This is a genomic window from Acidobacteriota bacterium (genome assembly GCA_028875725.1).
GTDB lineage: Bacteria > Acidobacteriota > Thermoanaerobaculia > Multivoradales > Multivoraceae > Multivorans.
This window is the reverse complement of the sequence record JAPPCR010000015.1, coordinates 65,997-87,008: the sequence shown is the minus strand read 5'-3', so window position 1 is coordinate 87,008 and position 21,012 is coordinate 65,997. Positions and strand designations below refer to the sequence as shown.

Below are 21,012 nucleotides of genomic sequence, written 5' to 3'. Positions count from 1 at the left end.
ACGGAGTTCTCGGGCGACGCTCGTCCGTGGGGGATCGGGTAGTGAAGAGGAAGAGCATGGGGACGCGAGTTGGTGCGGGGTTTGCCAGCCTTGGGCTGGCGCTGCTGGTCGTGGCTCCCGCGGACGGCATCATCTACGTAGACCCGGGCGACGCGGTGATGGTGGACCGGACCTCGATCATCGTCTTCGGTGAGGTGCGGTCGGTCATGGCGGCTCCCGGAGCGCGGCACCCGTCCACCGACGCGGTCTTCGAGGTTGCGCAGGTGCTGAAGGGAAGGATCCCGGGCGGCACGATCCTGGTCCGGCAGTTCGGTGGAATGAGCGAGGACGGCGTGTACTCGGGCATCCACGGACTGCCGATGATGGCGCCGGGCGACCGGATGCTGCTCTTTCTCGAGGAGATTCCGGACGCGCGGGACGCGCTCGCGTACCGCACGGTCGAGTTGTCGCTGGGCATGTTCTTCGAAGTGCCGTCGGCCGCGGGCAGCCTGCTTGTGCGTGAGGCCGCCTTTCATGAGGAGGTGCCTGCTTCGGCGAACGGGACAGAGTCCGAGTCGCTGAGCCAGCGGCCCCGGACCAGCAGGACTTTTCGCCGTTGGATCAGCGACCGCGCGCGTGGTGTAGAGCGGCAGGCGGACTATTTCGCAGCCGCGCCGGCCGACGGGCCGGTCTCGGTGGTTTCGCCTTACAGGTTGCTCGTCTCCTCTTCCAGTTGCCAGGCGCCGAATCTCCCCATCCGGTGGCGGCAGTTCGATCGGGGACGCAGCGTCGGCTTCACGATCCAGGCCGACGGACAGCCCGGCATCCCGGGCGGTGGAATCGCCGAGGTGGCGCGCGCGATGCGGGCCTGGAACGAAGATCCTGAGAGCACCATTCAACTGGCGAATCTGGGCACCACGAACAAGAAGGCCGAGGTCGCCCAGCCGGACGGGGTCAACTCGATTCTGTTCGAGGATCCGCATGATGTGCTTCCGGGCTACTTCCAGGCCAGTACCGGAGGCGTTCTGGCCGTCGCTCTGACGCGCTTTCGCTGTGCCGAGGAGAACCGTCACAGGATCCCGGGCAACAGCGCGCACGACGCCCTTCCGATCCTGGAGGCGGACATCCTGACCCAGGATGGCTACGGCCGGAGTTGGGCGGCGCTGAGCCTCAATGCCAGCAAGGTGCACGAGCACGTCATGGCGCACGAGTTGGGCCACACACTGGGTCTTGCCCATTCCTGCGCCCAGGGATTCAGCGACACGTGCAGCGCGCTGACCGGCGACTCCCTGATGAAAGCGACCGCCAGCGGCAGGCACATCTACAGGGGCGGTCTGCCGAACGCCGACGATCTGGCCGCGGTCCGGTTTCTCTACCCGGCGCACAGCGGTCCCGCCAGCCCTTCCGATCTGACCGCGAAGGCGATCGATCAGCACAGCCTGGAACTCGCGTGGCAGGACAACTCGAACGACGAGGCGGCGTTCGACATCTTCGAGCGATCGATCAACGAGACGGAGTTCGCTCTGATCGCCAGTGCCGGCAGCAACGCGACGTCGTTTGTCGTCGAAGGCCTTCCTCCCGCGACCTATCGCGCCTATCGAGTAGCAGCGCGCAACGCTGGCGGACGTTCTTCCTCCACCAGCGAGGCGAGCGCGGTGACGTTCGGCGAGGCGGGGCCGTGTGTGGAGGATGGGCAGACTCTCTGCCTGAACGAGGGCCGCTTCGAGGTGACAGCTGAGTGGGCCACCGCGGACGGCGCCACGGGTGTTGGCGGCTCGACGCCTCTGACGGAGGACACGGGCGCCTTCTGGTTCTTCGATCCGTCCAACGTCGAGATGGTCGTCAAGCTCCTCGACGGCTGCGGTCTGAACCAGCACTTCTGGGTCTTCGCCGGCGGCCTGACCGACACCGAGGTCCAGTTGACGGTTGTCGATACGGAAACCGGCATCGCAGGGACCTGGTTCAATCCGGAAGGGACGCTTCTGTCACCGGTTCAGGACAGCGAGGCGTTCGAGACCTGCAGTTCCGACGAGATCGTTGCGACGGCGGACTCGGCGACGACGATGCCCTCGCATTCCCTCGCGCGGCGATTCGACCCTGACCGTGAAGTTCGACTGGCCCTGGCGCGCCTTCGGGCCAGCCGCGTTGAACTGCCGCAGGCTGCTCCCGGCGAGTGCAAGGCCGACGACCGCACGCTGTGCCTCGAGAACGGCCGTTTCCGCGTGCGTCTGGACTGGGAGAAGGAGGATGAAGAGACCGGTCTTGGCAGTGCCCTCCCGCTCAGCGGCGACACCGGGCTGTTCTGGTTCTTCGAGCCTGACAACATCGAGATCGTGATCAAGGTGCTCGACGGCTGCGCCGTGAACGGCCACCGTTGGGTTTTCGCCGGGGGGCTCACCGACGTGGCGGTCGAAATGACCGTGGTCGACGTCCAGACGGGCGCCACGCGGAACTACTTCAACCGCCTGGGAAGGCCGTTCCGTCCCATCAAGGACACGAAGTTCTTCTCGTGTTCCGCGACGGACGATCACGCGGACACCCGTGTCGGGGCGACGGACGTCCCCCTCGAACGCTCGCGGACAGGCCACCTGGGGCCTGGTGACAGCGATTTCTTCGTCTTCCGAGTGCCGCGCTCGGGCCGTGTGCAACTCCGCACCACGGGCTCGACCGACACCGAGGGCGCGCTGATGAACGCTGCCGGAGAAGTCCTGGCCAGCGACTCGGACTCAGGAGCTGAGATGAACTTCCGCGTCGCTGCACGGGTCGGACCGGGAACGTACTACGTCCGGGTGACCGGGAAGGACGCGGCGGCAACCGGCGCCTACGAGCTGCACACGGGGTTCTCAGCTACGACCGTCATCTCCAAGCGGGACCGCGACGCCCTGATCGCGCTCTACCGGGCGACTGACGGCCCGAACTGGACCAACAACGAGAACTGGCTCAGCAACCGTCCGCCGGACGAGTGGTACGGCGTGACCACCAACTCGGCCGGGCGCGTGACTTGGCTCGAGTTGAGCGACAACGGCCTGAACGGCAGCTTGCCGGCGGCGATCGGCGACCTGGACCGACTCCTGGTCCTGTTCCTCGATGGGAACCAGTTGACCGGGTCGATTCCGGCCGAGATAGGCAACCTTCGCGACCTGATCTTTCTGGTCCTTTCGTCGAACGAACTGAGCGGCCAGATACCGTCCGAACTAGGGGGTCTCCGTGACCTGGTCTTTCTCTACCTGCACTTCAACGAACTGACCGGCGAGATTCCCCCGGAGTTGGGGCGCCTGTCAGGCTTGGCTTTGCTGCGCCTGGGCTACAACGAGTTGACCGGCGGAGTTCCCGGTTCGTTCCGTAACCTGAACAGGCTCGCTTTCCTGGACATGCGGAACAATCAGTTGACCGGCTCGATTCCGGACTGGTTTGGCGAACTGTCGAACCTGAGTTACCTCGGGCTCGGCGACAACGGGTTCTCGGGGGCGATACCGCCTTCGTTGGGCGATCTGACCGACTTGGAGTCGCTGCGTCTGTGGTCGAACGACCTGACCGGTCCGGTGCCGCCCGAGATCGGCCGCCTCACGGCCCTGGCGGAACTCTACGTTCACGATAACGAGCTCGCGGGCGCGCTGCCCGACGAGCTTCTCGAGGTCGGCGGGCTCGAGGCTTTCTGGTTCCACTTCAGCGACTTGTGCGCTCCGGCGACGGCCGAGTTCGACGAGTGGCTTGATGGAATCGAAGACTGGCGGGGCGACCGCTGCAACTAGCGCGGCGCCGAATCAACCGGCCGGGTTCTTGACCGGAAACGCGCCCACGCCTGGGTAGACGGCCCGGTCACCCAGTTCTTCCTCGATACGCAGGAGCTGGTTGTACTTCGCCACGCGGTCGCTGCGCGCGGGGGCGCCGGTCTTGATCTGGCCGGTGTTCCAGGCGACGGCGAGGTCGGCGATCGTCGTGTCCTCCGTCTCGCCGGAGCGGTGGCTCATCACGACGCCCCAGCCGGCGGCACGGCTGCGCTCGACGGCGGCCGCGCTCTCGCTGAGCGAGCCGATCTGGTTCACCTTGCACAGCAGGGCGTTGCAGGCGCGTTCTTCGATTGCCCGGTCGATCCGGTCGATGTTCGTCACGAGGAGGTCGTCGCCGACGATCTGGACGGCGCGCCCCAGTCGCTCGGAGAGTTCGCGCCAGCCGGCCCAGTCGTCCTCGGCGAGTCCGTCCTCGATGCTGATGATCGGGTACCTGCGGCACCAGTCGGCCCAGAGGTCGACGAGTTCGCCGCTCTCCACTTCCCGGCCTTCGATCGGCAGGCGGTAGCGGCCGGTGGCTTCGTCGTAGAGCTCGCTGGTCGCCGGATCGAGAGCGATCCGGATGTCCTCGCCGGGTCTCCGCCCGGCGGCTTCGATCGCTTCGAGGATGACTTCGACCGCCCGCTCGTTGCCGCCGAGCGCGGGCGCGAAGCCGCCCTCGTCGCCGACGGCGACGGAGAAGCCGCGATCGTGGAGGATCGCGCGCAGCCGGTGGTAGATCTCGACACCCCAGCGCAAGCCCTCGGCGAAGGAGCCGGCGCCCGTCGGCATGACCATGAACTCCTGGAAGTCGGTCGAACCGGCGGCGTGCTGGCCGCCGTTCAGGATGTTCAGCATCGGCACCGGCAGGGTGCGGGCGTCGTTGCCGCCGATCGCCGCGTAGAGCGGCAGGCCGCGCGCGGAGGCCGTGGCGTGCGCGGCGGCGAGGCTGGCGCCGAGCACAGCGTTCGCGCCGAGGCGGCTCTTGTTCGGCGTACCGTCGAGTTTCAGCAGCAGGCGGTCGAGTTCGGGTTGGTCGGCAGCGTCGAGGCCGCGGACGGCGCCGGCGATCTCACCGTTGACGTGCGCGACCGCGGCCGTCGTTCCCTTGCCGCCGTAGCGTCCGGCGTCGCCGTCGCGCAACTCGACCGCTTCGTGCCGGCCGGTGCTGGCGCCGCTGGGGACGATGGCACGGCCGTGCGCGCCGCCCTCGAGGGTGATCCCGACCTCGACGGTCGGGTTGCCGCGGCTGTCGAGTACTTCGCGGCCGGCGACCGAGGAGATGATGGTGGAGTTCGTCGTCACGGGTGACGGCGGAGCCTACGACACCACGACCTACGGCGTCGACGCCGCAGTAAGATGCGCCGGTCCAACCTGAGGGGATTGCGAATGTCGAGTCTCGGTTCGAGGATCGTCCAAGGTTTCTGCGTCCTTCTGGCCGCTGTTGGGGGCGCGGCGCCGGCCGCGGCGCAGCATGGCACGCAGGGGGGCGAGTGGCGGCACTTCGGTGGCGACAGCGGCTCCACGCGGTACGCGCCCCTGGATCAGATCGACCGGGACAACTTCTCGCAGTTGGAGGTCTCCTGGCGCTGGGAGTCGGCCGATTTCCTGCTGAAGGACGTGACCGACAAGACGCCGGGACCGTACCGGAGCATGCCGCTGATGATCGACGGCGTCGTCTACATCGCGACGAACCTGGGCCAGGTCGCGGCGCTCGACCCGGCGACCGGCGAGGAGCTCTGGCGGCACGATCCGAGGGACTGGGAGATCGAGCAGCGAGGTTCGCTGGTCCAGATCCGCGGCATCGAGTCCTGGACCGACGGCAGTGCGGAGCGCGTCCTGATCGCCACCCGCGGCGGACGCCTGGTGTCGATCGACACGAAGACCGGCAAGCCGGATCCCGTGTTCGGCGAGGAGGGCGTCGTCGACCTGATGCAGGGTCTTCTGCCGGGCCGGGCGAACCGGAACATGAACTGGACGGCGCCCGTGACCGTCGTGGCCGACACGATCGTCATCGGCGGCACGGTCTTCGACTTCCCGCACCGCAACAACAACCCACCCGGGGACGTGCGCGGTTTCGACATCCGCACCGGCAAGCTGAAGTGGACGTTCCACGCCGTTCCCCGGGAGGGCGAGCCCTACATCGAGACCTGGGAGAACGAGTCCTGGCGGAAGATGGGCAATACGAACGTGTGGTCGATGATGAGCGCCGATCAGGAGCTTGGCTACGTCTACCTGCCGTTCGGCACGCCGACCAACGACTACTACGGCGGCGACCGCCACGGCGACAACGTCTACGCCGAGTCGGTCGTCTGCCTCGATGCCCGCAACGGCGAGGTGGTGTGGCATTTCCAGACGATCCACCATGGCGTCTGGGACTACGACCTCGCCTCGGCCCCGAACCTGATCGACATCACGGTCGACGGCAGGGAGATCAAGGCGGTGGCGGTCGTCTCGAAGGTGGCGATGACCTACGTGTTCGACCGGGCCACGGGGGAGCACGTCTGGCCGATCGTGGAGGCGCCGGTCGACTACCACTCGCGGATTCCGGGCGAAGAGCTGTCGCGGACCCAGCCGTTCACGACCCGGCCGCCGCCGTTCGAAACGCTCGGCATCGACTACGACGACCTGATCGACTACACGCCCGAGCTGCGGGCCGAGGCGCTCGAGGTGATCCGGGACTACGTGATCGGCCCGGTGTTCACCCCGCCCATCGTTCACGGCGAGGATGGCAAGCGGGCTTACCTCCAGAACCCGGGCCCCGGCGGCGGCGCGAACTGGACGGGCGCTTCCTTCGATCCTGAGACGAACATCCTCTACGTGCCATCGCTGACGAGGCCGGGCGCGATCTCCCTGTCGGCCCCCGACCCGGCGCGCTCGGACTGGCGGTACTCGATCAACCGCCGGCCGATGCCCAAGGTCCAGGGCCTGCCCCTGCTCAAGCCGCCCTACCGGCGAATCACAGCGTTCGACATGAACCGCGGCGAGATGCTGTGGCAGGTGCCGCTGGGGGAAGGGCCACGCGACCACCCCGCGATCAGGCACCTGAACCTCGGCCGGCTCGGCACGCCGCCCCAGGACGGCGTCGTCACCGAAGGCGGCGTCCTGGTGACGAAGACCCTGGTCATCTCGATCGAACCGATCGTCGACGAACTGGGAGACCGCTCAGCCAACGGCAGCTACCTCGTCGCCTTCGACAAGGCGACCGGCGAACTCCTGGCCCGGCTCGAAGTCGAACGCAGCCTCCACGGCGGCCCGATGACCTACATGCACGAAGGCCGCCAGTACATCCTCATCGCCGGCGGCGGCGAACGCCCCGGCCCCGGTACCCCCGTCGAAGCCGTGGCCGTCGCCGGCGCCACGCGCCCAACACCGCGCCACCCGCCCCGCAAATCCGAACTCCTCGCCTTCGCGCTACCGCCGTAGCGCTTGCGTCGCGCTGCGCTGCGCTGTGGCAGCGGCGGCGCGGCGGCGGCGGTTGTTGCCGCCCGCGGTGTGTGGGCTCAGGGGGGAGGGTCCCAGACGGACGCTTACCCCCGCTTGGTGGATGTTGGGTTGGGGGTTCGCTTCGGTCGACTGCGCTCCGTTACGTCGTCAGTTTCGGTAGCGCCGTTGCCCGTCGCTTGTCTCCAGCCCGCTGGGACCCTCCCCCCTGAGCCCACCGCGGGCTGGACGTCGCCGGGTTTCGCCACGTCGTCGGCGGGCGTCCCGGACAGGCGCTGATCACGGAACGAACGCAGGCAGTACCGCCAACACCGGTGCTCCGTTTCCGACTGGCACCAGGACCCGATCGCTGCACCTCCTTTCGGTTTCAGGTCCAGGAGTGCAACGACAGTGCTCCGGATCTTGAAGAAAACACCGTCGCCCGACGGCTTCAGCCCCGGCAGGCCGTCGCCCCGTCCGGCGCTCCAGCGCAGGCAGCGCCGACCAGCCAGGCGAGGGGCCGGAAGGGGGTCCCAGCGGGCTGGAGCCAAGCGACGGGCAACGACGCCGCCGTAACCAACGCAGATCCGAAGCGCAGGCGACCGAAGCGAACGCTAACTCTCCCTCCACCCGGAAAGCGTGAGCGGCCGCTGGGACCCCCTTCCGGCCCCTCGCCTGGCGGGTACAACCGCCGCCGCGCAGCGCCGCGGCACGGCGTGCCGTCGCTACGCCCGTAGGCCGGGCAGAGGGCCGACGAGGGAGATGTGGTCGCCGCGTTGGCCGTAGGCATGGTGGAGGCCGACGTGGTTGACGTCGAGGCCCATGGCGCGGGCGATGCTGACGAGGAGGTGCTGGTGGGGGACGCCGGCGAACTGCGTGAGGCCGCCGGGGGCCACCTGGTTCGGGACGCGCATCTGGGCTGGCGTCTCGTGAGGCCAGTGCAGGTAGCGGCCGGTGTCGAAAGCCCAGGAGCCGCCGATGAGGACGGGGCAGTAGTTGCGGTAGCCGTGCCAGCCATCGCCGAGTTCCGAGCCCCAGACGATCAGCGTGTTGTCCATCAGGGAACCGCCGCCGGCGTCCGGGATCGACTCCAGCGTGCTGACCAGGCGGGCGACCTGCTGGCCGTGGTAGGCCGCGTAGTTGGTCATCGCGTCGTGCTTGCGGACGTCCTCGTGGATGTAGTGGGCGATGCCCTTGTGCACCTTGTCGCTGATGTGGTCGGCGCCGAATTCCGCGGTCGGCATCTCGCCGAGCGAGAACGAGACGACGCGGGTGATGTCGCAACTGAAGGCGGCGGCGATGATGTCGGCGAAGGCGTCGAACTGCAGGTCGTAGCGGTCGAACGAGACGGCGGGCCGGGGCGGCGCGTCGCAGGAGAGGGTCGCCAGGCCTTCGAGCCGGTGGCCGAGCCGGTCGACGAGGCCGAAGTGGGACTCGAGCCGGGCGCGGTCGTTCGCGTCGAAGCGCGCGGCGACCGCCCGATACTCCTGGTACGCGAAATCCAGCGTGCTGCGCCGGTAGGCGCCGACCGTGTCACCGGAGGACGCCGGTCCGAACACCCGGTTCCAGGCGCGCAGGGGCGTGTTCTCGGCCGGCAGCCGTACGCCGCCGCTGTTGTAGCTGATCGGACGGCCTGCCTCGAGCGCGGCGTCGACCGAGACTTCCAGCGACGGCAACCGGTCCGCCCGGGACACGTGCGCGGCGACAAGCTGGTCGAGGGAGGCCGACGTCGAGCGGGTGTCGCGGGCGCCAAAGTCCGCGTTGTTGCCGGTCCAGGCGTGGACCCAGCCGCGGTCGTGCCGGTTGCCGCCGCCGTCGAGTTCGGCGGTGGCCAGGGACAGGCCGTCCAGGGCGAGGATGCGGCGACGATGCTCGTAGAGCGGAGCCAGGGGCCTGCTGAATGCCGTCTCCGGGAGCTGCTCTAGGTCGACCGACCAGGGCTCGCTCTCGGAGACGCCCTCAGGGCGCATCTTCCAGGTGGCGTAGGGCCAGCCGTGGCAGTGGCTGATCAGAATCATGCGCCGGACCTGAGCGGGGCTCTGGGCGAGCGCGCGCAAGGCGCCGCCCGGCCAGCCGGCACCGAGCGCGGTGAGCCCTCCGAGTTGCAGCAGGTGGCGTCTCGAGATCATCCGTCCACTCCTGAGCCTGGCCCGGGTGCGCCTGTGCGGAACAGTTCGCTGGTCGCGATGCTGACGAGGAGCTCCCTGACCGAGTCGTTGTTGCGGAAGCGCTCCTGGATCGGTTCGAGGCCGGGTGCGTTCCGGTCCAGATGGTTGCCGAGTGCGTAGCGCGTCCAGTGGAGCGCGTAGCAGTCCCGCACCCGTCGGCTGGCAGCCAGCTCGTGCGCGAACTCGACGCCGTCGGTGAATGTGAGCTCTTCGGCGCCCGGCAACCGCAGCGAGCCGCTGGCGTCGACCGGAAGTCCGTTGTCCTCGGCCCGCCAGGCGCCCATCGCGTCGTAGTGCTCGAACGCGAAACCGGCCGGGTTGATCCGGCGGTGGCAGGAGTTGCACTCCCTCGGTTTGGTGGCGGCGGCGGTCCGTTGGCGGTTCGTGCTCTCGACGCCCAGCGCGTCCGGCGGCAGCGCGCTCTCGACGCCTTCGATCGGATCACCCATTTCCATGCAGGCGATGCGTTCCAGGACGCGCACCCCGCGGGGGATCGGGCCGGGTTGCACGGCGTAGGCGCCGATGGCCAGAACGGACGGCAGGGTCAGCACGCCTGCCCGCTGCGTGGGGTCCAGTACGACCGGATCGAGGGTGAGTGGTTTCTTGCGTCCGACCGATACGGAGACGTACTCGATCTGCCGGGTGACCGCCGTGCGTCCTTCGTCCGTGGCCGTGGTGGCGCCGTAGATCGGCGACGTGTTGCGCGACATGTAGCCGTGATTGCCGGTCATCAGCTCGGTGAACGTCCCCGCGCGGTCGAAGATCGCCTCTTCGACGAACAGCTCGGTCTCCAGCCTCATCGAGTGCCGGATCGGCCCCATGATCGCGGGCCACTTCGTGTCGTCGTCGCGCGCGTTCCTGAGTGCTCGGGAAATGCCGAACCTCGGACCGAAGGCGCGGCGGGCGGGGGCGATCAGGAGAACCTGATCCGTGCCGAGCCACTGGTGATGGAAGTGAACGACGGCCGGCCGGGCCTTCGGATCGTCGAGCATGCGCCGTGCCTGCCGTTCGACGCCTTCCAGAGTGCCGAGTTCGCCGGCGCCGGCCGCCCGGAAGAGCTCCTCGTCCGGCATCGAGTCCCAGAGGAAGTAGGACAGCCGCGTGGCGAGCTGCCACGGATCGAGTCTCGTGGCGCCCGTGGCGTCCGGCTTCAGCTTGAAGTGGAAGGCCGGGGCCTGGAGGATGCCGGCGACGGTGAGCGCCACGGCCTCGTCGATCGGCTCGGCGGCCACCTGCGTCTGCCAGAACGCTTCGATCCGATCGCGTTCCCCGTCGCGCAGCGGCCGGCGATACGCCCGTTCGGCGAAGCGGAGGATGCTCGTGGCGGCGCAGGCCTCGCGCTCCGCGGCCGGCAGTTCGGACCACCGCGAGCAGTCGAAGAAGGTCGGCGAGAGGAGGGCGAAGGATCCGAAGTGCATCCCGGCGAGGTGGAGTTCCTCCACCTGGTAGGAAGACGGACTCTGGCCCTGTGCAATGCCCTCGAAGCCGTCGGCGCCGGGCTCATCCGGAAACGGCCACGGCCACGGGTCGGGCGGCGGCGGCGGTGAAAACACGCCCTTGCTGGCGGCGCGCCGGGGGCTGATCCGGTCGGCGACGGGCGGCCGCTTCGGCCACTGCTCCCCGGCCCTGGGGAAGCCGAGCAGGTCGGCGACGGTGTTGTTGTACTCGGTCGGCGTGAGCGCCAGGGGCGCCGTCTGGTCCGTCCCGGCCGGTTCAGGCGAGGCAGCCGCCGCGGACTGCGCGAGGCCGGCGACGCAGAAGAGCAGCAGGATCGTCCTGAGATCGAGCTTCATGGCGGATGGCGTGGGCCGGGGACCCCGGTCCGAGACGAACTTGTAACACTGTATCAGTAGAGCGGAGCACCCAGCTAGTCGGCGTCCCGCCCGGCGCCTGAGGTGCGCAGGATGAAGGCGTCGAGCGTTTCCTTCCACTGCGGCAGCAGGGACTGCTCAACGTACATCATGTGTCCGGCGGCGAAGTCCTCGCGCTGGATGTTGTCTCTGAGTTCCGGCGGCAGACCCATGTGGTCCATCGTCCAGACGGCCGCGAAGTAGGGCGTCGCCAGGTCGTACAGGCCGTTGATCAGGAGCACTTCGAGCGCCGGATTCCGGCGCATGGCGGCGGCCAGGTCGGGGGCGACGTTCGGTGTGCCGTCGCCGCGCGAGAAACGGCCAGCGCTCACCCGCCCCCAGTTCCAGTCGCGGACGGCGCCGCTCGGGACATACTCGCGGTCGCCGTCGTAGCCGAGTTCGCTCCGCAGGTAGCTGTTGAACGCCGACGTGTAGGCCGAGCTGATCGCCGTGGACTGGGGATCGTGGGAAGGCCTCGCTCCCAGCGTGTCCCCGGCCGGGCCGGTGAAGCGCGCGTCCAGCCGGCCGACGACCTTGCCTTCGTCGCGCAGCAGTTCGGCCTCGAAGGCCGGAGCTGTCACCCGCAGGTCCGACTTGTCGATGAAGTCGCGCGAGAGTCCGGTGTAGCGGTGCAGGCGGTCGACCACGCGGGCGCGGGTGTCCGGGTCGAGGGTGCTGCCCCGAAGCAGCGCGGTGGCGTACTCCGTGAGCGCCCATTCCTCGACTTCGGCCATCAGGGTCTCGAGGTCCGCGGGGGTCTTCTCCGGCAGCGCGTCCAGGTAGCGGGCGGCCACGGTGTAGGACGGCAGGTTGACGATGTAGGGGAGGTCGTCGCCGGGCGCGAACTGGATCGTGTTGAACTGCAGGATCGAGGACACGAGTACGATGCCGTTCAGGTCGATGTTCGCCCGCTGCAGGTGGCTGGCGAGCACTGCCGATCGAGTCGTTCCGTAGCTCTCGCCGAGCAGATAGCGGGGCGAGTTCCAGCGGTCGTGCGCGCTGAGGAAGCGCCGGATGAACTGGGCGAGGGACTTCGCGTCCTCGTCGATGCCCCAGTAGTCGGAGCCCGGAGTTTCTCCCAAGGTATGGCTGAAGCCGGTGCCGATCGGATCGACCATCACGATGTCGGCGATGTCGAGGAGGGTCCAGGCGTTGTCCTCGAGAGGGTAGGGCGGCGCTCCCTGCGGGCCCACGTCTGGGGTCACGACGCGCCGCGGCCCCATGATCCCCATGTGCAGCCAGAACGACGCGGAGCCGGGGCCTCCGTTGTATGAGAAGACAAGGGGGCGCTCCTGGGGCGCCGCGCCGTTCGTCCGGAAGTACGCCGTGTACCAGAGCTGCGCGGCCGGGGCGCCGTCGTCGTTGTCGAGCTGGAGACCGGTGACGACGGCGTCGTATTCGACCGTCTCGCCGCCGACTTCGATCGAGTGGCTGGTTTCCCAGCGGCCGGGCGGCGCGGACGGCTCGGCGGCCTGCGACGCGCCCGCGCCTTCCTCCGCACGGGCCGGGGCCGTCGCGGTCAGGGCGGCGAGGCACATGAGGGCGAGGGCCGGTCCGGCCGCGGCGAGCAAGGGACGGAAGGAGAAGTTCATCGCGCTATTGTAGACAGCAAGCTACGGCAGGCGTCGCCGCGACTCGGCGTACCGCGAGAGGGAGGTTCCATGAGACACGCTCTTCGACTGACGATTCGTACGGCAGTTGCCGCGGCCGCGGTGTTTGCGGCGGGTTCGCTGTCGGCCCAGGAGTGGACCACGACGACCGACACTCACCGCTTCATGGAGGTCCGGAACGGCATCTGGCTGACCCAGACCACGGCGCAGGTGTTCAACAGCAACGCCCTCGTGATCGTCAATGACGAGGACGTGATTCTCGTGGACTCCCACGTGACGCCGGCCAAGGCCCGCGACCTGATCGCCTCGATCCCGGCCATCACCGACAAGCCGGTGACGACGCTGATCAACTCCCACTTCCACTGGGACCACGCCCACGGCAACCAGGAGTTCGCGGACATCCCGATCATCGGCCACGAGTACACGCGGATGAAGATGGCGACGGCGCCGCTGGAGGAGCCGACGTACGTCACCGGCATCAACGGCAACGCGGCGACCCTCGAGCGGCTCGCCGAGCAGATCGAGGCGGCCGAGGACGAGGAGGAGCGCGCGGGGCTCGAGGCCTACCGGTCGATGTTCGCCGCTCACGCCGCCGACTTTGACGAGATCGACCCGCTGCCGCCCGACGTGACGATGAACGAGAAGATGACCCTGTTTCGCGGCGGCCGGGAGATCCAGATCATGTTCGTGGGCCGCGCCCACACCGGCGGAGACACCGTCATCTATTTCCCGCAGGACAAGCTGGTCTTCACCGGCGACATGCTGTTCGGTGGACCGTCCTTCATGGGCGACGGCTACGTCGACGAGTGGGCCGAGACGCTGGAGAACCTGAAGGCCCTGGACTTCGACATCGTGGTTCCCGGGCACGGCCCGCCGCTCAACGACCTGAGTGCGATCGAGAAGTCGCAGGAGTACTACCGCGTCCTCTGGGAACGGACAGCGGAGAAGCATGCGGCGGGAGTGCCAGCCGAAGAGGTCTCCGGCGCGCTCGACCTGTCCGCCACGGCGTTTCCGCAGCGGCAGCCCTCCGACGTGGAGGTGCGCCGGATGTATCACCGCATGGAGAACCCGGACTGACTCGCCGCTCCTCCCGCTTCCTGCCGCGCACCCGCGACGGCTGGATCGCCACGGTCGCCTTCGGGGCGGTCTTCCTGCTGGCGATGCCGCCGGTCACCCACACGCTGCTGAACCGGATCGAGCCGAGCGTCCTCGGCGTTCCGTTTCTCTACGTTGGCCTGTTCGCCGTCTACGTCGCCCTCATCGCGGTCCTGATCTGGGCCTACCGCCGCGGCGTGTGACGCGGCTCCTCTATTCAGCTTCGCCGTCTGAGGACCGGTAGTGGAGACCTGGGTCGTCGCGACGAGTCTGATCAGCGTCTACCTGCTGATCACCCTGGGCGTCGCCGTCGTCGCCAACCGTCACATGACGGTCGACATGGAGGACTTCCTCCTGTGCGGGCGGCGCACCGGCTTCATCGTCCTCTACCTGACCGTGGTCGCCACCTACCACTCGGCGTTTGCCTTCCTCGGCTCCGGGGGCTTCTTCTTCACCCACGGCATCGGCTTCTGGTCGGCCGGCGCCTGGACCCTCCTGGTTGGGGCCGCCACCTACGTCATCGGTACCCGCATCTGGGCGCTCGGCAAGGCCTTCGGCTACATCACACCGGCCGATCTGCTGGCCGACTTCTACGAGTCGGAGGCGGTGCGCATCGCGGTCGCGGTCGTTTCCGTCGTCTTCACGATCCTCTACATCCAGGTCCAGGCGCTCGCCCTCGGCTACATCATGGACGTGGCGACGGACGGCCGCGTGCCGTTCGAGATCGGCGTGCTGATCATGCTGACGGTCGCCGTCGTCCATCTGATGGTCGGCGGCCTGCGCGCGGTCTACTGGACCGACGTGTTCCAGGGCGCCTGGATGTACGTCGCCATCTGGGCCGGCGCGCTCGTCCTTTCCTTCGAGCTCTTCGGCGGCCCGGTCGAGCTCTGGCAGCGGGTGACGAGCGAGCGGCCGGACATGCTGACCCTGCCCGGTCCCGAGGGGTTCTTCACGCCCGGCATGTGGGTCGGCATGGTGCTCACCCTGTCGTTCGGGATCATCTTCCAGCCCCACATGATGATCCGCTACTACACGGCGGTGGACGGCAAGACCCTCAAGCTGCTCGGCGCCACGACGCCGATCTACCTGATGACGCTGTACATCCCGGCCGCGCTGGTGGGCCTGGGCGGGGCGCTCGTCATGCCGGAGCTCGAGCAGGCGGACCGGGTCTTCCCGGAGCTGTTGTTCCAGCACGCTCCGGCGTGGCTCACCGGCATCATCCTGGCCGGCGCGGCGGCCGCCGCCATGTCCACCCTGGACTCCATCCTGCACGCGAACATGACCGTCCTCACCCGCGACGTCTACCAGCGCTACATCGCCCGCGGGCGGAGCCAGGCCCACTACGTCTTCGTCGGCCGCGCGATCGTCTTCGTGCTCCTGGGGGTCGCCTTCGCGCTCTCGATCACAGAGAGCGACCTGCTGGTGGCGATCGTCACGTTGTCCGGGGCCGGCGCGCTGCAACTCATGCCGGCGATCGTCGGGGTCTGCTTTCCCGGCCGTCGCTCGCTGAGCCGTGCCGGGGTCCTCGCCGGCCTGGGCGCCGGGCTGCTGACCCTGGCCCTGACGCTCCCGCTGAATCTGGGGTTCGCGCTGCCCTGGGGCGCGCATCCCCTGGACATGCACGGCGGGCTCTGGGGTCTGTTCGCGAACACCCTGCTGGCGGTGGCCGTTTCCGCCTTCACCCCCGGCCCGTCTCGCGAGACCGTCGCCCGGGTCCACGGTGAGGTCGAGCGCTTCGTCTACGGCGGGGAGCAGCTCGGCCGGTAGACGATAGCCGCGCGACTGTGCGATTCTCCGCAGTCCGATGAAGCGGATCGGCATCAGCACCGGCGGCGGCGACGCGCCCGGCCTCAACGCGGTGATCCGGGCGGTGACCCTGGCCTCGATCCGCCGCGGCTGGGAGGTCGTCGGCCTCCTGCGCGGCTACGGCGCCTTCTTCGACCCCAGCCAGATCCGGATTCTCGATCGGCCCGCCGTCCGCGGCACGACCCACCTCGGCGGCACGATTCTCGGCACCCGCAGCGGGGCGAATCCGTTCGAGCGCCGGGTCGAGCAGGACGACGGCTCGGTCGTCGTGGAAGACCTCACGGAGGAAGCGATCGCCGGTTTCCATCGCCTGGGTCTGGACGCGCTCGTGGCGGTCGGCGGCGACGGTTCCATGCGGCTTGCGCTCAAACTGCACCAGCACGGCATCCCGGTCGTCGGCGTTCCGAAGACGATCGACAACGACCTCGCCGGCACCAACGTCACGTTCGGCTTCCACACCGCGGTCGACGTCGCGACCGCGGCGATCGAGCGGCTCCACTCGACGGCCGACGCGCACGACCGCATCTTTGTCGTCGAGCTGATGGGCCGTTACGCCGGCTGGATCGCCCTCTTCGCGGGCGTCGCGGCCACGGCCCAGGTCATTCTGATTCCCGAGATTCCCTACGACATGGACGAGGTGTGCGACCACCTGATGGCTCGCGAGCGGCGGGGCCGGCGTTGGGCCGTTGTCGTGGCGGCCGAAGGTGCCCGTCCCGTCGGCGGGGACTTCACCTGGTCGAAGGGCGTCGGAGGCGGTCCGGTCGAACGCCTCGGCGGCGTCGCCGAACGGGTCGCGGCCGAGATTCACGAACGCACCGGCAAGGAGACGCGAACCGTCACCCTCGGCCACCTCCAGCGCGGCGGCCAGCCGATTCCCTACGACCGCCTGATCGCCCTCCGCTTCGGCGCCGCGGCCGTCCGCCAGATCGAGGAGGGGGAGTTCGGCGTTATGGTCTCGCTCGATCCGCCGACCGTGCGTGCCGTGCCGCTGGAACTCGCCGTGAGCCGCATGAAGAGCGTCCCGCTCGAAGCCGACGTCGTCGCCACCGCCCGCGACCTCGGCATCTGCCTCGGCGAGTAGCTACGACAACGCCTCAACCACCTTCGTCAGCGTGTCCTTCGCATCGCCGAACGTCAGCACCGTGTTCGGTGCGAAGAACAGCTCGTTCTCGATGCCGGCGAAGCCCGGCCGCATGGACCGTTTGAGGACGATGCAGGATCTCGCCAGGTCGGCGTTCAGCACCGGCATGCCGTAGATCGAACTCGCCGGGTTGTGCTTGGCGGCCGGGTTGACGACGTCGTTGGCGCCGACGACGAGGGCGACGTCGGTGTTCTTGAAGTCCTCGTTGATCTCCTCGAGTTCCATCAGCGACGTGTAGGGAATCTTCGCCTCGGCGAGCAGGACGTTCATGTGGCCGGGCATGCGGCCGGCGACGGGGTGAATCGCGTAGCGCACCTGCGTGCCGTTCGCCTCGAGGATCTCGGCGAGCTCGCCGACGACGTGCTGGGCCTGGGCCACCGCCATGCCGTAGCCGGGGCAGACGATGACGGAACCGGCGCCGGACAGCAGCATCGCGGCATCCCCGACCGAAGCCTCCTGGACCCGTTCGCCTCCTGAGGCGGCCATGGCGGCGTCCTCCTCGTCGACCTTGCCGAAGGCGCCGAACAGGACGTTTCGGAACGAGCGGTTCATCGCCTTGCTCATGACGACGGAGAGGATGAAGCCCGAGGCGCCGTCGATGGCGCCGGCGATGATCAGGACGTTGTTGTCCAGCGCGAATCCGGTCGCCGAGGCGGCGAGGCCGGCGTAGGAGTTGAGCAGCGTGATGACGACCGGCATGTCGGCGCCGCCGATGGGCGCGACGAACAGGATGCCGAGCAGCAGCGGCATCGCGGCCATGGCGTAGAAGAGGATCTGGTTCGACGGATCGATGGTCACCGCGACGAGCAGCACGAAGGTGCCGCCGAACATCAGGATGTTGCTCTGATTCTGGAGCGGCCAGGTGATGTTGCGACCCGGGATGAGGCCCGACAGCTTGCCGAAGGCCATCAGCGAGCCGGTGAAGGTCAAACCCCCGAAGAGCACTTCGAAGCCGATCGCGCCCATCGTCGTGTGGTCCATGTGTCCGGCGACGACCTGCTCGCGGTAGTACTCCGAGACGCCGACCAGCGCCGCGGCGAGTCCGCCGAAGGCGTGGGAGAGCGCGATCCGCTCGGGCATCCGGGTCATCGGGATGAGCGCCGAGATCGCGATGCCGATGGCGCTGCCGATGAAGAAGGTCAGCAGGATCCACTTGTACGTCTCGAAGAAGCCCGCGATCTCGAAGCGCGCCATGATGTCCGGGTGGATCAGGGTGCCCCAGATGGCGAAACCCATGCCCAGCTCGGCGAAGATCAACCCGCGCCGGGCCGTATGGGCCGCGGTCAGGCCGCGCAGCCCGAGGATGAACAGGAACGACGCGATCAGGTAGAGCGTCTCGACCTGGCTGATCACGATGCGGCGTCTCCGGCCGCGTCAGCCTTCGGGTCCTGCTTCTTGAACATCCGCAGCATGCGATCCGTGATCCAGAAGCCGCCGACGACGTTGATCGTCGCGCAGAGCACGGCGATCGCGCCGAGGACGGTGCTCACGTTGTTGTAGTGAGCGCCGGCGGCGACGAGGGAGCCGACCAGGGAGATGCCGGAGATCGCGTTCGTGAACGCCATCAGCGGAGTGTGGAGCAGGGCAGGTACACCCTTGATCACGCCGTAGCCGACGAAGGCCGCGAGCATGAAGATGTACAGCCCAAGGAAGATCTCGAGCATTTCGGTTGCTCCTCCTTGCGCGGGGTTCTAGGCCAGGGCTTCGGCGACCTGTTTGTCGACGATCTCGCCGTCGTGGGTGACGACGCAGCCCTTGACGATCTCGTTGTCGAAGTCGAAGCTCAGCTCGCCGTCGGCGAGCAGGTAGAGCACGAGCTTCTCGGCGTTGCGCGAGAACATGCGGCTGGCGTCCGCGGCCAGGTCGCTGGCCAGGTTCAGTGGCCCCAGCACGGTGACGCCGTTCACGTTGATCTCTTGGCCCGGCTTCGTCAGCTCGCAGTTGCCGCCCTGTTCGGCGGCCAGGTCGACGATCAGCGAACCGTGCGGCATGCCCTCGACCATCTCGGCCGTGATCAACCTGGGCGCCGGGCGCCCCGGGATCAACGCCGTCGTGATGCAGGCGTCGGTCGAGCGTAGCCGCTCGGCGATCACCTCGTTCGCCCGCCGCTGGCTCTCCTCCGAGACCTCCCGGGCGTAGCCGCCCTCCGTCTCGGCGTCCTCGATCGCGGGGACCTCGACGAAGCTGGCGCCCAGACTCTCGACCTGCTCCTTGACGACGGCCCGGACGTCGTAGGCCTCGACGACTGCGCCCAGCCGGTGCGCGGTGGCGATCGCCTGCAGTCCGGCGACGCCCGCGCCGAGGACCAGGACGCGGGCCGGGTCGATTCGCCCGGCGGCCGTCATCAGCAGCGGGAAGAACTGGGGCAGCCGGTAGGCCGCGAGCACCGCGGCGCGGTAGCCGGCGACCGTGCTCTGGGAACTCAGGACGTCCATCGACTGGGCGAGCGTGACGCGGGGAATCCGGTCGAGGGCGATCGCGGTGAGCCGGGCTTCACGTAGCTGTTGCACCATCGCGGCGGCGGTCAGCGGGAAGAGCAGGCCGACGACCGCCGCACCTGCCTTCGACGCCTCGATCTCGCTGGAGTCGGGCGCCTGGACGCGGACCACGAGGTCGGCTGACGCGAGCACGTCGCCGGCCGTCGCGGCGATTTCGGCGCCGGCCTCGCGGTACGCGTCGTCGTCGAATCCTGCGTCGGTGCCGGCACCCGCTTCGACCAGGAAGTCGACACCCTTGGCGTGAATTCGGGCGACGCTCTCGGGAACCAGGGCGACCCTGCGCTCTCCCGGATGCGTCTCACGTACGACTCCGGCTTTCATGTCCGCGCGCGAAGGTTATGTCCGCGAGGCGTCGCGTGCAAACGGGAGAACGACTGGGGCGCTGCAGACGGTTCAGGGGGTTCCGAAGCCCGCGTCCTGGACGGCCGCCTTGAGGGAGGAAGCGGAAGCCGCTCCCCAGATCGTCGCGGTGCCGCCTGAGAGATCGACGCGGGCAGCCCGTACCCCGGGCGAGGCGAGCAGGGCGGACTCGACCGTTTCCACACAGTGGCCGCAGGTCATTCCGGTCACGGCGATCTCCACGGCCCTGCCGCCCGGCTCGCCGGCCGCCACCTGTTCGGCGGCCCACCGGTCCGCTCTCGCGTTCCGCCGCCAGCGACGGAACTCCTGGGCGGCGAACCAGCCGAACAGCGCGACGAGCAGGACGGCGGAGGCGACGGCCCACCAGCCGTCCCCGTGCTCGTGCGTGCCGAGTCCTCCGAGCGTCGTGCCGCCGATCAGCCATTCGAAGAGCAGAGCGAAGGCGATGCTCCCGAAGATCACCGTCGCGAGGTACGCCGCCGTCGCCTTGCGGCCGAACGCCCGGTAGACGGCGCCGACGGTCGCGACGTTCGTCGCCGGGCCGGCCATGAGGAAGACGAGGGCCGCTCCCAGGGGCAATCCGTTCCCGACCAGTGCGGCGGCGATCGGGACGGAGGCGGTCGCGCAAACGTAGAGGGGCAGGGAGACGACGAGCGCGGCCGTCGCGGCGCCGAGCGTTCCCAGGGCGGCGAGATCGAGCCAGGCCTGCTGCGGCAGGAGCACCTCGATGGCGGCGGAGATCAGCACGCCGATCGCCAGCCACCGCCAGATGCTCTGCAGCAGTTCGTTGCCGTGGGCAACCATCTCGGAGATCGTGCGGAGGACCCGGTCGCCGGTCCCTGCGTGGTCCTCGCCGCTGTCGTCGTCGGCGTCCGCTTCGACAGCGGGGACTTCGTCCTTCATCGCCTCGACCCACCAGCCGCCGGCCACGCCGGTGACCGCCGCCGCCGCGACCTTGAACAGGGCGAACGGCCAGCCGAGGAAGCTGGCGCTGACGAGGATCGAGTCGACTCCCGTCTGCGGCGTGCTGATGAGGAAGCCCATCGCGGAACCGCTGCTCGCGCCGGTGCGGCGGAGGCCGATGCCGGCCGGAATCACGCCGCACGAGCAGAGGGGCAGCGGCACGCCGAGAACCACCGCCTTCAGCGTCCCGCCGTAGCCGCTGAGCTGTCGCCGGACCAGGTTCTTCGGCAGGAGGACGTGGAGCAGGGCGGCGAGCAGCGTTCCGAACAGAAGGAAGGGCGCGAGCTCGATGAGCACCTCCCACGTCGCCTGTGCGTAGCTGATCATCGCGTTTACCCTATCGCTAGCG

At 68.7% G+C, this 21,012-nt stretch carries 14 protein-coding genes; 6 read left to right on the top strand and 8 right to left on the bottom strand.

Features of this window, described 5'->3' with window-relative positions; translation table 11 throughout:
- Positions 1-56: 56 nt before the first annotated feature.
- Entirely contained in the window at positions 57-3,731 is a 3,675-nt protein-coding gene (locus OXI49_12035) for a hypothetical protein (protein ID MDE2691235.1), read from the top strand.
- Between the two features lie 12 nt (positions 3,732-3,743).
- Here the strand turns inward: OXI49_12035 and eno are convergent, their stop codons facing one another.
- Complete coding sequence (gene eno / locus OXI49_12030; protein ID MDE2691234.1) at positions 3,744-5,054, bottom strand: phosphopyruvate hydratase; 1,311 nt, start codon at positions 5,052-5,054, stop codon at positions 3,744-3,746.
- 84 nt (positions 5,055-5,138) lie between these two features.
- Between eno and OXI49_12025 the strand changes: the two genes are divergently transcribed.
- The gene (locus tag OXI49_12025) at positions 5,139-7,175 is read left to right on the top strand and encodes a PQQ-binding-like beta-propeller repeat protein (GenBank protein MDE2691233.1); all 2,037 of its coding nucleotides are present in this window, start codon (positions 5,139-5,141) and stop codon (positions 7,173-7,175) included.
- A 722-nt stretch (positions 7,176-7,897) separates the two neighbouring features.
- On the opposite strand, the gene OXI49_12020 is transcribed toward OXI49_12025, so the two are convergent.
- The 3 genes from OXI49_12020 to OXI49_12010 all read right to left on the bottom strand — a co-directional run bounded on the left by OXI49_12020 (position 7,898) and on the right by OXI49_12010 (position 12,782).
- Positions 7,898-9,301, bottom strand: coding sequence for a DUF1552 domain-containing protein (locus OXI49_12020; GenBank protein ID MDE2691232.1), 1,404 nt, complete (start codon positions 9,299-9,301; stop codon positions 7,898-7,900).
- On the bottom strand, positions 9,298-11,133 hold the full coding sequence (locus tag OXI49_12015; protein MDE2691231.1) for a DUF1592 domain-containing protein: 1,836 nt from the start codon (positions 11,131-11,133) through the stop codon (positions 9,298-9,300). The genes OXI49_12020 and OXI49_12015 overlap by 4 nt, the downstream gene beginning before the upstream one ends.
- Positions 11,134-11,207: 74 nt before the next feature.
- Positions 11,208-12,782 carry a hypothetical protein gene (locus tag OXI49_12010; GenBank protein MDE2691230.1) on the bottom strand — a complete coding sequence of 525 codons (1,575 nt, stop codon included), beginning with the start codon at positions 12,780-12,782 and terminating at the stop codon, positions 11,208-11,210.
- A 69-nt stretch (positions 12,783-12,851) separates the two neighbouring features.
- Here OXI49_12010 and OXI49_12005 point away from each other — a divergent pair, with 69 nt between their 5' ends.
- The 4 genes from OXI49_12005 (at position 12,852) to OXI49_11990 (ending at position 16,782) form a co-directional block, all read left to right on the top strand.
- The gene (locus OXI49_12005) at positions 12,852-13,877 is read left to right on the top strand and encodes an MBL fold metallo-hydrolase (GenBank protein ID MDE2691229.1); all 1,026 of its coding nucleotides are present in this window, start codon (positions 12,852-12,854) and stop codon (positions 13,875-13,877) included.
- Between the two features lie 83 nt (positions 13,878-13,960).
- Positions 13,961-14,098, top strand: coding sequence for a hypothetical protein (locus tag OXI49_12000; GenBank protein ID MDE2691228.1), 138 nt, complete (start codon positions 13,961-13,963; stop codon positions 14,096-14,098).
- A 40-nt stretch (positions 14,099-14,138) separates the two neighbouring features.
- Positions 14,139-15,662: a sodium:solute symporter family protein gene (locus OXI49_11995; protein MDE2691227.1), complete on the top strand. Its 1,524-nt coding sequence runs from the start codon at positions 14,139-14,141 to the stop codon at positions 15,660-15,662.
- A 37-nt stretch (positions 15,663-15,699) separates the two neighbouring features.
- Entirely contained in the window at positions 15,700-16,782 is a 1,083-nt protein-coding gene (locus OXI49_11990; GenBank protein ID MDE2691226.1) for an ATP-dependent 6-phosphofructokinase, read from the top strand.
- On the opposite strand, the gene OXI49_11985 is transcribed toward OXI49_11990, so the two are convergent.
- The 4 genes from OXI49_11985 to OXI49_11970 form a co-directional block, all read right to left on the bottom strand.
- Positions 16,783-18,198 (bottom strand): NAD(P)(+) transhydrogenase (Re/Si-specific) subunit beta, encoded by a 1,416-nt coding sequence (locus OXI49_11985; protein MDE2691225.1) that lies wholly within the window; start codon positions 18,196-18,198, stop codon positions 16,783-16,785. It lies immediately after the preceding gene.
- A complete protein-coding gene (locus OXI49_11980) occupies positions 18,192-18,506 on the bottom strand; it encodes an NAD(P) transhydrogenase subunit alpha (GenBank protein ID MDE2691224.1) in 315 nt (104 codons plus the stop codon). The genes OXI49_11985 and OXI49_11980 overlap by 7 nt, the downstream gene beginning before the upstream one ends.
- Before the next feature lie 27 nt (positions 18,507-18,533).
- Entirely contained in the window at positions 18,534-19,661 is a 1,128-nt protein-coding gene (locus OXI49_11975; GenBank protein ID MDE2691223.1) for a Re/Si-specific NAD(P)(+) transhydrogenase subunit alpha, read from the bottom strand.
- Positions 19,662-19,733: 72 nt separating this feature from the next.
- On the bottom strand, positions 19,734-20,990 hold the full coding sequence (locus tag OXI49_11970) for a permease (GenBank protein ID MDE2691222.1): 1,257 nt from the start codon (positions 20,988-20,990) through the stop codon (positions 19,734-19,736).
- Between the last annotated feature and the right edge of the window lie 22 nt (positions 20,991-21,012).

Coding starts and splice junctions, on each gene's coding strand:
- OXI49_11980 (MDE2691224.1), bottom strand. CDS start 18,506: ATGCTCGAGATCTTCCTTGGGCTGTACATCTTCATGCTCGCGGCCTTC.
- OXI49_12000 (MDE2691228.1), top strand. CDS start 13,961: ATGCCGCCGGTCACCCACACGCTGCTGAACCGGATCGAGCCGAGCGTC.
- OXI49_11970 (MDE2691222.1), bottom strand. CDS start 20,990: ATGATCAGCTACGCACAGGCGACGTGGGAGGTGCTCATCGAGCTCGCG.
- OXI49_12010 (MDE2691230.1), bottom strand. CDS start 12,782: ATGAACTTCTCCTTCCGTCCCTTGCTCGCCGCGGCCGGACCGGCCCTC.
- OXI49_12005 (MDE2691229.1), top strand. CDS start 12,852: ATGAGACACGCTCTTCGACTGACGATTCGTACGGCAGTTGCCGCGGCC.
- OXI49_12025 (MDE2691233.1), top strand. CDS start 5,139: ATGTCGAGTCTCGGTTCGAGGATCGTCCAAGGTTTCTGCGTCCTTCTG.
- OXI49_11990 (MDE2691226.1), top strand. CDS start 15,700: ATGAAGCGGATCGGCATCAGCACCGGCGGCGGCGACGCGCCCGGCCTC.
- OXI49_11975 (MDE2691223.1), bottom strand. CDS start 19,661: ATGAAAGCCGGAGTCGTACGTGAGACGCATCCGGGAGAGCGCAGGGTC.
- OXI49_12035 (MDE2691235.1), top strand. CDS start 57: ATGGGGACGCGAGTTGGTGCGGGGTTTGCCAGCCTTGGGCTGGCGCTG.
- OXI49_12020 (MDE2691232.1), bottom strand. CDS start 9,301: ATGATCTCGAGACGCCACCTGCTGCAACTCGGAGGGCTCACCGCGCTC.
- OXI49_12015 (MDE2691231.1), bottom strand. CDS start 11,133: ATGAAGCTCGATCTCAGGACGATCCTGCTGCTCTTCTGCGTCGCCGGC.